The sequence below is a fragment of the Pseudomonas sp. DR48 genome (assembly GCF_019823085.1).
Taxonomy (GTDB): Bacteria; Pseudomonadota; Gammaproteobacteria; order Pseudomonadales; family Pseudomonadaceae; genus Aquipseudomonas.
On record NZ_CP081946.1, the window covers coordinates 2,381,418 to 2,393,958 of the forward strand.

7 protein-coding genes are annotated in these 12,541 nt (G+C 59.8%); 6 read left to right on the forward strand and 1 reads right to left on the reverse strand.

Annotated elements, in window-relative coordinates; translation table 11 throughout:
- The first annotated feature begins 172 nt into the window (after window positions 1-172).
- The 3 genes from gltB to hemE all read left to right on the forward strand — a co-directional run bounded on the left by gltB (window position 173) and on the right by hemE (window position 7,483).
- Window positions 173-4,621: a glutamate synthase large subunit gene (gene gltB / locus K5K95_RS10895; RefSeq protein ID WP_222589438.1), complete on the forward strand. Its 4,449-nt coding sequence runs from the start codon at window positions 173-175 to the stop codon at window positions 4,619-4,621.
- Window positions 4,622-4,748: 127 nt separating this feature from the next.
- The gene (locus K5K95_RS10900; protein WP_222589439.1) at window positions 4,749-6,167 is read left to right on the forward strand and encodes an FAD-dependent oxidoreductase; all 1,419 of its coding nucleotides are present in this window, start codon (window positions 4,749-4,751) and stop codon (window positions 6,165-6,167) included.
- Window positions 6,168-6,415: 248 nt separating this feature from the next.
- Window positions 6,416-7,483 (forward strand): uroporphyrinogen decarboxylase, encoded by a 1,068-nt coding sequence (gene hemE / locus K5K95_RS10905; RefSeq protein ID WP_222589440.1) that lies wholly within the window; start codon window positions 6,416-6,418, stop codon window positions 7,481-7,483.
- Window positions 7,484-7,656: 173 nt separating this feature from the next.
- Here hemE and K5K95_RS10910 read toward each other — a convergent pair whose 3' ends face one another.
- Window positions 7,657-8,931, reverse strand: a complete 1,275-nt coding sequence (locus K5K95_RS10910) for an MFS transporter (protein WP_222589441.1) — start codon at window positions 8,929-8,931, stop codon at window positions 7,657-7,659.
- Between the two features lie 118 nt (window positions 8,932-9,049).
- Here K5K95_RS10910 and K5K95_RS10915 point away from each other — a divergent pair, with 118 nt between their 5' ends.
- The 3 genes from K5K95_RS10915 (at window position 9,050) to ltrA (ending at window position 12,464) form a co-directional block, all read left to right on the forward strand.
- The gene (locus K5K95_RS10915; protein ID WP_222589442.1) at window positions 9,050-9,943 is read left to right on the forward strand and encodes a LysR family transcriptional regulator; all 894 of its coding nucleotides are present in this window, start codon (window positions 9,050-9,052) and stop codon (window positions 9,941-9,943) included.
- A 91-nt stretch (window positions 9,944-10,034) separates the two neighbouring features.
- Window positions 10,035-10,478 (forward strand): DUF2846 domain-containing protein, encoded by a 444-nt coding sequence (locus K5K95_RS10920; protein ID WP_222589443.1) that lies wholly within the window; start codon window positions 10,035-10,037, stop codon window positions 10,476-10,478.
- A 564-nt stretch (window positions 10,479-11,042) separates the two neighbouring features.
- Window positions 11,043-12,464 (forward strand): group II intron reverse transcriptase/maturase, encoded by a 1,422-nt coding sequence (gene ltrA, locus K5K95_RS10925; protein ID WP_222589444.1) that lies wholly within the window; start codon window positions 11,043-11,045, stop codon window positions 12,462-12,464.
- Window positions 12,465-12,541 lie beyond the last annotated feature (77 nt).

The following is a 12,541-nucleotide window of genomic DNA, read 5'->3' on the forward strand; positions in this document are numbered from 1 at the left end:
TGCGACATAGATTTGCGACATTTCGTCGTCAAATTTGTGAGCCTAAGTGTCGGTGTGTACAATGACCTCCCTTTTGCCCCCGCAAAGCTGGCGTACGTTCGGCGCGGAAGGTAAGTGGTTGAATTGAAAAGAAATTTGCCTCGATAAGAGGCAGCCTGGTGAGAAAGTGTCTATGAAAGCAGGTCTGTACCAACCAGATGAATTCAAGGATAACTGCGGTTTCGGCCTGATAGCCCATATGCAGGGCGAGCCCAGTCATACCCTTTTGCAAACGGCCATCGAGGCCCTGACCTGCATGACCCACCGCGGTGGGATCAACGCCGACGGCAAGACCGGTGACGGTTGCGGTCTGCTGATTCAAAAGCCGGACGTGTTCCTGCGAGCCATCGCCCAGGAAACCTTCGGCGTCGAACTGCCCAAGCAATATGCCGTGGGCATGGTCTTCTTCAACCAGGACCCGGTCAAAGCCGAAGCCGCTCGCGAGAACATGAACCGCGAGATCCTGGCTGCCGGCCTGACCCTCGTCGGCTGGCGCAAAGTGCCGATCGACACCAGCGTCCTCGGCCGTCTGGCCCTCGAGCGTCTGCCGCAGATCGAACAAGTGTTCATCGGTGGCGAAGGCCTGAGCGATCAGGACATGGCGATCAAGCTGTTCAGTTCCCGTCGTCGTTCGTCCGTGGCCAACGCCGCCGACGTCGATCACTACATCTGCAGCTTTTCCCACAAGACCATCATTTATAAAGGCCTGATGATGCCGGCGGACTTGACCGCCTTCTATCCAGACCTGAGCGACCAGCGCCTGCAAACCGCGATCTGCGTGTTCCACCAGCGCTTCTCCACCAACACCCTGCCGAAATGGCCGTTGGCTCAACCGTTCCGCTTCCTGGCGCACAACGGCGAAATCAACACCATCACCGGCAACCGCAACTGGGCCGTGGCCCGTCGCACCAAGTTCGCCAACGACATGATGCCCGATCTCGAAGAGCTCGGCCCGCTGGTCAACCGCGTCGGTTCCGACTCCTCCAGCATGGACAACATGCTCGAGCTGATGGTCACCGGTGGCATCGACCTGTTCCGTGGCGTGCGGATGATCATTCCGCCTGCGTGGCAGAACGTCGAAACCATGGACCCGGACCTGCGGGCGTTCTACGAATACAACTCGATGCACATGGAACCGTGGGACGGCCCGGCCGGCGTGGTAATGACCGACGGTCGCTACGCGGTGTGCCTGCTCGACCGTAACGGTCTGCGTCCGGCGCGTTGGGTCACCACCAAGAACGGTTTCATCACCCTGGCCTCTGAAATCGGTGTCTGGAACTACCAGCCTGAAGACGTGATCGCCAAGGGGCGCGTGGGCCCGGGCCAGATCTTTGCCGTGGACACCGAAACCGGTCAGATCCTCGACACCGACGCCATCGACAACCGCTTGAAGTCCCGTCATCCGTACAAGCAATGGCTGCGCAAGAACGCTCTGCGCATCCAGGCGACCATGGAAGACAACGACCACGGTTCGGCTTTCTACGACGTCGATCAGCTCAAGCAGTACATGAAGATGTATCAGGTCACGTTCGAAGAACGCGATCAGGTGCTGCGTCCGCTCGGCGAGCAGGGCTACGAAGCCGTGGGCTCGATGGGCGACGATACGCCGATGGCCGTGCTGTCCCAGCGCGTGCGCACGCCGTACGACTATTTCCGCCAGCAGTTCGCGCAGGTCACCAACCCGCCGATCGACCCGCTGCGTGAAGCCATCGTCATGTCGCTGGAAATCTGCCTCGGTGCCGAGCGCAACATTTTCCAGGAGTCGCCGGAACACGCCTCGCGCGTGATCCTCAGCTCGCCGGTCATTTCCCCGGCCAAGTGGCGCTCGCTGATGAACCTCGATCGTCCGGGTTTCGAACGCCAGATCATCGACCTCAACTACGACGAAAACGTCGGCCTCGAGGCGGCCATCCGCAACGTCGCCGATCAGGCTGAAGAAGCCGTACGCTCAGGTCGTACCCAGGTGGTGCTGAGTGACCGTCACATTGCTCCGGGTAAATTGCCGATCCACGCTTCGCTCGCCACCGGCGCGGTGCATCACCGCCTGACCGAAAAAGGCCTGCGTTGCGACTCCAACATCCTCGTGGAAACCGCTACCGCCCGCGATCCGCATCACTTTGCGGTGCTGATCGGTTTCGGCGCCTCGGCGGTCTATCCGTTCCTGGCCTACGAAGTGCTGGGCGACCTGATCCGCACCGGTGAAGTGCTGGGCGACCTCTATGAGGTGTTCAAGAACTACCGCAAAGGCATTACCAAAGGCCTGTTGAAGATCCTGTCGAAGATGGGCATCTCCACCATCACTTCGTACCGCGGTGCGCAACTGTTCGAAGCCATCGGCCTGTCCGAAGAAGTTTGCGAACTGAGCTTCCGTGGCGTGCCAAGCCGCATCAAGGGCGCGCGTTTCGTCGACATCGAAGCCGAACAGAAAGCCCTCGCTGCCGAAGCCTGGAGCCCGCGCAAGCCAATCCAGCAAGGTGGGCTGCTGAAGTTCGTCCACGGTGGCGAATATCACGCTTACAACCCGGACGTGGTCAACACCCTGCAAGCCGCTGTGCAGCAGGGCGACTACGGCAAGTTCAAGGAATACACGGCGCTGGTGGACAACCGTCCGGTGTCGATGATCCGCGACATGTTCAAGGTGAAGACCCTGGATACGCCGCTGGACATCAGCGAGATCGAACCGCTGGAATCGGTGCTCAAGCGCTTCGACTCCGCCGGTATCTCCCTTGGCGCCTTGTCGCCGGAAGCCCACGAAGCCCTGGCCGAAGCCATGAACCGCCTCGGTGCGCGTTCCAACTCCGGCGAAGGCGGCGAAGACCCTGCGCGCTACGGCACCATCAAGAGCTCGAAAATCAAGCAGGTCGCGACCGGCCGTTTCGGGGTGACCCCGGAATACCTGGTCAACGCTGAGGTGCTGCAGATCAAGGTCGCTCAGGGCGCCAAGCCTGGCGAAGGTGGTCAATTGCCGGGCGGCAAGGTCAACGGTCTGATTGCCAAGCTGCGTTACGCAGTGCCGGGCGTGACCCTGATTTCGCCACCGCCGCACCACGACATCTATTCGATCGAAGACTTGTCGCAGCTGATTTTCGACCTGAAACAAGTTAACCCGAAGGCTCTGGTCTCGGTGAAGCTGGTCGCAGAGGCGGGCGTCGGCACCATCGCCGCTGGTGTGGCCAAGGCCTACGCGGACTTGATCACCATTTCCGGCTACGACGGTGGTACCGGTGCATCGCCGCTGACCTCGATCAAATACGCGGGCGCTCCGTGGGAACTCGGCCTGGCCGAAACCCACCAGACCCTGCGCGGCAACGACCTGCGCGGCAAAGTCCGGGTACAGACCGACGGCGGCCTGAAAACCGGCCTCGATGTGATCAAGGCGGCCATCCTCGGCGCTGAAAGCTTCGGCTTCGGCACCGCACCGATGATTGCGCTGGGCTGCAAATACCTGCGCATCTGCCACCTGAACAACTGCGCCACCGGCGTCGCGACTCAGAACGAGAAGCTGCGCAAGGATCACTACATCGGCACCGTCGACATGGTGGTGAATTTCTTCACCTACGTCGCCGAAGAAACCCGTGAGTGGCTGGCCAAGCTGGGCGTGCGCTCCCTCGAAGAACTGATCGGTCGTACCGATCTGCTGGAAATCCTCGAAGGTCAGACCGCCAAGCAGCAACACCTGGACCTGACGCCGTTGCTGGGCAGCGATCACATCCCGGCAGACAAACCCCAGTTCTGCCAGGTGGACCGCAACCCGCCGTTCGACAAAGGCCTGCTGGCCGAGAAAATGGTCGGCATGGCCACTTCGGCCATCAACGACATGAGCGGCGCCGATTTCGCGCTGGATATCTGCAACTGCGACCGTTCGATCGGCGCCCGGATCTCCGGTGAAATCGCGCGCAAGCACGGCAACCAAGGCATGGCGAACGCGCCGATCACCTTCCGCTTCAAAGGGACGGCCGGTCAGAGCTTCGGTGTATGGAACGCCGGTGGCCTGAACATGTACCTGGAAGGCGACGCCAACGACTACGTCGGCAAAGGCATGACCGGCGGCAAACTGGTCATCGTTCCGCCGAAAGGCAGCGTCTACAAGACTCAGGACAGTGCCATCATCGGTAACACCTGCCTCTATGGCGCTACTGGTGGCAAGCTGTTCGCCGCCGGCACCGCGGGCGAGCGTTTTGCGGTGCGTAACTCTGGTGCCCACACGGTTGTGGAAGGCACTGGCGATCACTGCTGCGAGTACATGACCGGTGGTTTCGTCTGCGTCCTGGGCAAGACCGGTTACAACTTCGGCTCAGGCATGACCGGCGGTTTCGCCTACGTGCTCGACCAGGACAACACCTTCGTTGACCGGGTCAACCACGAACTGGTGGAAATCCAGCGGATCAGCGGTGAGGCGATGGAAGCCTATCGCAGCCACTTGCAACGCGTGCTGAACGAATACGTCGAGGAAACCGACAGCGAGTGGGGTCGTAACCTCGCTGAAAACCTCGATGACTATTTGCGTCGTTTCTGGCTCGTCAAACCGAAAGCAGCGAGTCTGAAATCTCTGCTCTCGAGTACTCGTGCGAGTCCGCAATAAACGACGCAGCTGCAAGCGGCAAGCTTCAAGCCGCAAGCTTGAGGCCGTGCGCGGTGTGGCGGATTAATTTGATTTTCTTGCAGCTCGAAGCTTGTAGCTTGGAGCTGTCGTGTACGAGGTTTTGAAGATGGCCGAACGTCTAAATAACGACTTCCAGTTCATCGATGTCGGGCGCAAGGATCCGAAGAAGAAACTGTTGCGTCAACGCAAGAAAGAGTTCGTGGAGATCTACGAACCCTTCAAACCCCAGCATTCGGCCGATCAGGCCCACCGCTGCCTGGGTTGCGGTAACCCGTATTGCGAATGGAAGTGCCCGGTGCACAACTTCATTCCGAACTGGCTGAAGCTGGTGGCCGAGGGCAACATCCTCCAGGCCGCCGAACTGTCGCACCAGACCAACACCCTGCCGGAAGTTTGCGGCCGGGTGTGCCCGCAGGACCGTCTGTGCGAGGGTGCCTGCACCCTCAACGACGGTTTCGGCGCGGTGACCATCGGTTCGGTCGAGAAATACATCACTGACACTGCGTTCGCCATGGGCTGGCGCCCGGACATGTCCAAGGTCAAGCCGACCGGCAAGCGTGTTGCAATCATCGGTGCAGGCCCGGCCGGCCTGGGTTGTGCTGACGTGCTGGTACGCGGCGGCGTGACGCCGGTGGTGTTCGACAAGAACCCGGAAATCGGTGGTCTGCTGACCTTCGGCATCCCCGAGTTCAAGCTGGAAAAGACCGTGCTGAGCAATCGTCGCGAAGTCTTCACCGGCATGGGCATCCAGTTCCGCCTGAACACCGAAGTGGGCAAGGACGTGACCGTCGAGCAACTGCTCGAAGAATACGATGCCGTGTTCATGGGCATGGGCACCTACACCTACATGAAGGGCGGCTTTGCCGGTGAGGATCTGCCGGGCGTGCATGACGCGCTCGACTTCCTGATCGCCAACGTCAACCGCAACCTGGGCTTTGAAAAGTCGCCGGAAGATTTCGTCGACATGAAAGGCAAGAAGGTTGTGGTGCTGGGTGGTGGCGACACGGCGATGGACTGCAACCGTACTTCGATTCGTCAGGGCGCCAAGTCGGTGACCTGTGCTTATCGTCGCGACGAAGCAAACATGCCGGGTTCGCGCAAAGAGGTGAAGAACGCCAAGGAAGAAGGCGTGAAATTCCTCTACAACCGCCAGCCGATCGCCATCGTCGGTGAAGACCGCGTCGAAGGTGTGAAGGTGGTCGAGACCCGTCTCGGCGAGCCGGACGCCCGTGGCCGTCGCAGCCCTGAGCCTATCCCGGGTTCTGAAGAGATCATCCCGGCCGACGCCGTGGTCATCGCCTTCGGTTTCCGTCCAAGCCCGGCATCGTGGTTCGAACAGCACAGCATCCAGACCGACAGCCAGGGCCGCGTCGTGGCCCCGGAGCAAGGGAAGTACAAGCACCAGACCAGCAACCCGAAAATCTTCGCCGGTGGCGATATGGTTCGCGGTTCTGACCTGGTGGTAACGGCGATCTTCGAAGGGCGTAATGCCGCTGAAGGGATCCTCGATTACCTGGGCGTCTGATCACTTTCCAATAGTTTGGAATGCAATACCTGTGGGAGCTGGCCTGCCGGCGATGCAGACACCTCGGTCTACCAGACCAACCGAGGTGTTTGCATCGCCGGCAGGCCAGCTCCCACAGTGTTTTGTGGTGCTGCAATCACTGCATTCCCCCGCGACAAATTGACCCGATAGACAAAAGGCTGACCTGCAACCGTGCCTTTTGTGTCGCGCTCTGAGAAAATGCCCGCACTTTTTTTCCGGATGCCGACATGACTGCCCTGAAGAACGACCGTTTCCTTCGCGCCCTGCTCAAGCAACCCGTAGACGTCACCCCTGTGTGGATGATGCGTCAGGCCGGTCGCTACCTGCCGGAATACCGCGCCAGCCGTGCCAAGGCCGGTGACTTCATGAGCCTGTGCATGAACCCGGAGTTCGCTTGCGAAGTCACGATGCAACCGCTCGACCGCTATCCTCAACTGGACGCGGCGATCCTGTTCTCCGACATCCTCACCATCCCCGACGCGATGGGCCAAGGCCTGTACTTCGAAACCGGTGAAGGTCCGCGCTTCAAGAAAGTCGTCAGCACCCTGGCCGACATCGAAGCCCTGCCGATTCCCGATCCACACAAAGACCTCGGCTACGTTATGGACGCGGTCAGCACCATCCGCCGCGAACTGAACGGCCGCGTGCCACTGATCGGCTTCTCCGGCAGCCCATGGACCCTGGCCACCTACATGGTCGAAGGCGGTTCGTCGAAAGACTTCCGCAAGACCAAGGCCATGCTCTACGACAACCCGCAAGCCATGCACTTGCTGCTGGACAAGCTGGCGCAGTCGGTCACCAGTTACCTCAATGGCCAGATCATGGCCGGCGCGCAAGCGGTGCAGATCTTCGACACCTGGGGCGGCAACCTCTCGGCGGCGGCGTACCAGGAATTCTCCCTGGCCTACATGCGCAAAATCGTCAGTGGCCTGATCCGCGAACACGAAGGCCGCAAGGTTCCGGTCATTCTGTTCACCAAGAATGGCGGCCTGTGGCTGGAAAGCATTGCCGACGCTGGCGCTGATGCCTTGGGCCTGGACTGGACCTGCGACATCGGCGAAGCCCGCCAACGTGTCGGCAATAAAGTCGCGCTGCAAGGCAACATGGACCCGACTGTGTTGTACGCCAAGCCAGAAGCCATTCGCGCCGAAGTCGGCCGGATCCTCGCCAGCTACGGCAAAGGCAGCGGCCACGTGTTCAACCTTGGCCATGGCATCACGCCGGAAGTTGATCCGGAACACGCGGGTGCGTTCCTGCGCGCGGTTCACGAATTGTCGGCGCAGTATCACGAGTGATCGTCGCCCAATAAAAAACGCCCGGCAGATGCCGGGCGTTTTTGTATGGAGATCTCGGGCAACACTCGGTCCCTGTGGGAGCGAGCCTGCTCGCGATGAGGCCGTAATATCCAACATCAATGTCGTCTGTTACGCCGCCATCGCGAGCAGGCTCACTCCCACAGGGATGGTTGTCAGGCCTTTACACCGCCCAACGGCGGCAACTTCGCCAGCTTCAAAGCCACCAGCAGCGCAATCACCAGCAGCCCGCCAATGAACAACCCGATCCCATTCCATCCACCCATGTGCCAGAACACCCCACCCGCCGTTCCGGCGATGCTCGATCCGGCGTAATAGCTGAACAAATAAAGCGACGACGCCTGCCCCTTGGCCTTGATCGCCCGGCGCCCGATCCAGCTGCTGGCCACGGAGTGCGCGCCAAAGAAGCCAAACGTGAAGATCAGCATGCCGATGATCACCAGCGGCAATGGCGTGAACATCGTCAGGGCAAGGCCTGCCAGCATCAGCACGATCGTCGCCCAGAGCACTTTGCGCCGGCCCAGTTTGTCAGCCAGCGAACCGATTTTCGCCGAGCTGTAGATACCCGACAGGTACACCACCGACAGCAGCCCGACGAACACCTGATCCATATGGTAGGGCTCGGCCAGCAGGCGATAACCGATGTAGTTGAACAGCGTGACAAACGCGCCCATCAACACAAAAGCTTCAAGGAACAGCAGCGGCAGGCCGGCATCGCGAAAGTGCATGGTGAAGCCATCGAGCAGGCTGCGCGGGTGCAGTGAGCGAGCGCGGAAGTTGCGCGATTCGGGAAGGATTTTCCAGAACACCGCCGCCGCGATCAGCGCCAGGCTGCCGATCACCAGCATTGCGGTGTGCCAGCTGACGAAGTCGATCAACACACCGGTAATCAAGCGTCCGCTCATCCCGCCAATCGCGTTGCCGCCGATGTACAGGCCCATCGCCAGGCCGATGTGTTGCGGGTGGATTTCTTCGCTCAGGTACGTCATGGCAACTGCCGCCAGACCGCTCAGCGACAACCCGATCAACGCGCGCATCACCAAGACGCCTTGCCAGCTCGGCATCATCGCGCTGGCCATGGTGCACAGCGCGGCGGCGAACAGGGCCGCGACCATCACCGGTTTGCGTCCGATGCGGTCGGAGATAGGCCCAGTGATCAGCAGACCAATCGCCAGCATGCCAGTGGCCACCGACAGGATCAGGCTGCTCTGCGCCGCATTGATCGAATACTCGTGGGACAGCAGCGGCATCATCGGCTGCACGCAGTAGAGCAAGGCGAACGTCGCGAAACCGCCGCAGAACAGCGCCAGCACCGTGCGCATGAACATCGGCGTGCCTTTTTCGATGTAGATCTCCTTCAATTCGGCGACGGCATCGTCTACCGCAGCGGGCGGAACTTCATGAGCAAGGGGGGCGACAGCAGTTTTCACTTCAGACCTCGGAGGACGCAGCCGGTCAGGCAATGAAAAAAGCATATAGCTGGCTAATGATTCAATCCAATATATTGTTCGACCTGTTTGATAGGTTTAACGACCTAATGGAGTTTTCATGGAATTGCGTCACCTGCGCTACTTCATCGCCGTCGCCGAAGAACTGCACTTCGGCCGCGCCGCCCAGGTGCTGGGCATCTCGCAACCGCCCTTGAGTCAGCAGATTCAAGCGCTGGAGCAGGAAGTCGGTGCGCGGCTGTTCGAGCGAACCAATCGTCGGGTCGAGCTCAGCGAGGCGGGTCGGTTGTTCCTGGAAGAGGCGCGGTTGGTGCTGGCGCAGGTCGATAAAGCCGCTGACGTGGCGCGTCGTGCGCAGCTTGGCGAGTTGGGTGAGCTGAAAATTGGCTTCACCTCGTCGGCCCCCTTCAACTCGACCATTCCCCAGGCGATTTTTTCTTTCCGCCAGCGGTTTCCGGCCGTGCATTTGAACCTGCGGGAGATGAGCAGCACCCAAGTGGCCGATGCGCTGGTGGATGAGTCGATCGAGGTCGGGATCATGCGACCGCTGGGGTTGCCGGACTCCCTCAGCGTGGTGGAATTGATGCGTGAACCCCTGGTGGCTGTGCTCAGCTCCAAGCATCCGCTGGTGAACGGCAGCGAAGAGGGGTTGTTCCTGTCGGCATTGGCCCTCGAACCCTTCGTATTTTTCCCACGCAGTTATGGCAGTGGTCTGTATGCACAATTGCTCAGCCTGGCGCGGGATGCAGGTTTCAGCCCGCACTTTGCGCAAGAGGCGGGCGAAGCGATGACGATTATCGGGTTGGTAGCGGCGGGGCTGGGGGTGTCAGTGCTGCCAGCGTCTTATCAGCGGATGCGTATTGATGGCGTGGTGTATCGGCCATTGCTCGATCCGGAAGCGGTGTCGGCGGTGTGGCTGGTGCAGCGAAAGGATCAGAAGTCGCCGATGGCCAAGGCGTTTGTGGAATTGTTGACGAGGAAGCTGACCCCTTAAGGGCGGAGATTTTTTTCGATGCTCCTCTTAGTCTTTTTTCTGATCGGCCGATAACCGTCATTGGACTCATCACACACTATGGAGATACAGGATGTTCAAGCAGTTAACGTTCACCGCTTTGCTGGCCTTGATGGCGCTGACCGGTGGTTGTGCTTCGGTAAAGATGGCTGATGAAACCCAAGACGCTCAAGCGAAGACGTTCCAGGTAAACCCCGACAAAGCCCATATCTATGTTTATCGCAATGAAAGCATGGGTGCCGGGGTGAAAATGCCTGTGACACTCAATGGCAAACCGGTCGGCCAGACTGTCGCCAAGTCTTACCTGATGTTAGCCGTCCCGGCGGGTCAGCAGACCTTGGTGTCTTCGGCGGAAAACGATTCCGAACTGAAACTCACTGCAGAAGCCGGCAAGAACTATTTCGTCTGGCAGGAAGTGAAAGTGGGCTTCATCAAGGCGCGCAATAGCCTGCAAGTCGTCGACGACAAGACGGGTCGCGCGGGCGTTGCTGAGAGCATGTTGATTCAGGCTCAGTAAGCATCTGGACGGTTCCCGAAAGGGGCTTGTGAGACTCTGAGGATCCTGGGTAACCAGCCATCGCAGAACCAGACAGGTAACGGGCGATGACAAGCCGACCTGTTTGTGAAGGGGCGCCGAAAGGCGCCCTTTGTCGTTGTGCGCCAGGCATGGCGCGTTGCGCGTAAGCGCAACCAGCTTGGCTGTGGTGGCCTCGCTGGGGACTTGGAGGTGAAAGTCCTCTACACACCCGGCAAGGGGAAGTGTTAGCCAGAGGCAAGGGTGTCGCGGGTGACTGCGAATCTGAAGGAAGCCCGAGGCAAAATGCTGGCCTGACGAACAGGAAGCGGATCAGGCGGCGTAGCGGGGTCAGGTGGCAATGCTCATCAAAGCCCAATACTTGCACGGAGCGCTACGACGTAAATCCGACAGGCATAAGCAGGAAGGTCGCGCGAATTACCCTGGGAGATCTGCATGTTTGCCGCTGTGCTACCGAGCGTCGAGAGGCGACGGGATGAACGTGCAGAAGTCAGCCGAGGCCGTAGTAAGTGGCGGTTAACCGCGCCACCAAGGGCCGAACAAGTTATGCCGCTAGTAGGCGTCAAAGTCTCGTTGAATACCGAAATGCAGAAATTTCTCCCAGAGAAGACAGTTACTCCGAGTCCCGGACAGAATCCGAGGATGACGGCTGACAGCGCACAGGTATCAGCGGCGTCTGTGACGGGGGCGAACGCGGAGCCGGGCACGTTGATGGCGCGGGTGCTCGCACCCCCCAACCTCAAGCGTGCGTATCAACGCGTAGTCAGCAACAAGGGGGCGACGGGTGCCGATGGCATGACGGTCGCCGACTTGGCGGGCTACGTGAAACAGTATTGGCCGATCCTCAAGGCTCGGTTGCTGGCAGGCGAGTACCACCCGCAAGGTGTACGCGCCGTCGACATCCCCAAACCCAAAGGAGGAACACGGCAACTGGGTATCCCCAATGTCGTGGACCGCCTGATTCAACAGGCTTTGCTGCAACAGCTCACGCCAATCTTCGACCCTCTGTTCTCGGACTACAGCTACGGCTTTCGACCGGGTAGAAGCGCTCACCAAGCCATCGAAACAGCCCGCGCCCATGTGGCGGCGGGTCACCGCTGGTGCGTGGAACTTGATCTGGAGAAGTTCTTTGATCGGGTCAACCACGATGTATTGATGGCCTACATCGAGCGTCAAATCGAAGATAGATGTGTGCTCACGCTGATCCGTCGTTATCTCGAAGCGGGAACGATGTCAGGCGGACTCGTCAGTCGCCGGCAGGAAGGGACGCCGCAAGGCGGCCCGCTCTCGCCGTTGCTGTCGAACATCCTGCTCAACGAACTCGATTGTGAATTGGAACGGCGGGGCCATCGTTTTGTACGTTATGCCGACGATGCGAACATTTATGTGCGCAGTCGTCGCGCAGGCGAACGGGTGATGGCTAGCGTTGAGCGTTTCCTGAGGCAGCGCCTGAAACTGACGCTGAACCGGGAAAAGAGCCGAGTAGCCGGATCGTGGATGTGTGATTACTTGGGCTATGGGATGAGCTGGCATCGACAGCCACGGTTACGAGTGGCAACGATGAGCTTGCTTCGCTTGCGCGACCGGCTCGGGGCGCTTCTGCGCGGAGCACGAGGACGTAAAATGGCCTATACCATTGAGCGTATAAACCCTGTGCTGCGCGGTTGGGCTGGATACTTCAAGCTCACTCAGGGCAAACGCGCTTTAGAGATACTTGATGGGTGGGTGCGTCACAAGCTTCGTTGTGCTCTTTGGCGGCAATGGAAACGGCCCTCAGCGAGGGCGCGCAACCTGATGCGCTTGGGGATAGACGAGCAGCGCGCTTACCACTCAGCGTTCAATGGTCGAGGCCCTTGGTGGAATTCGGGGGCACCTCATATGAATCAGGCGCTGCCGAAGAAGCTCTGGGATGGACTCGGACTGATCTCGATACTGGATACGATAACTCGGCTTAATCGCATAATTTGAACCGCCGTATACGGAGCCGTACGTACGGTGGTGTGAGAGGACGACGGATGTAAATCCGTCTCCTACTCGATTCCGAG

What these genes read in the sequence shown, in the direction of transcription:
- gltB (WP_222589438.1), top strand. Translation starts at nt 173, where the DNA reads ATGAAAGCAGGTCTGTACCAACCAGATGAATTCAAGGATAACTGCGGT.
- ltrA (WP_222589444.1), top strand. Translation starts at nt 11,043, where the DNA reads ATGCCGCTAGTAGGCGTCAAAGTCTCGTTGAATACCGAAATGCAGAAA.
- K5K95_RS10915 (WP_222589442.1), top strand. Translation starts at nt 9,050, where the DNA reads ATGGAATTGCGTCACCTGCGCTACTTCATCGCCGTCGCCGAAGAACTG.
- hemE (WP_222589440.1), top strand. Translation starts at nt 6,416, where the DNA reads ATGACTGCCCTGAAGAACGACCGTTTCCTTCGCGCCCTGCTCAAGCAA.
- K5K95_RS10920 (WP_222589443.1), top strand. Translation starts at nt 10,035, where the DNA reads ATGTTCAAGCAGTTAACGTTCACCGCTTTGCTGGCCTTGATGGCGCTG.
- K5K95_RS10900 (WP_222589439.1), top strand. Translation starts at nt 4,749, where the DNA reads ATGGCCGAACGTCTAAATAACGACTTCCAGTTCATCGATGTCGGGCGC.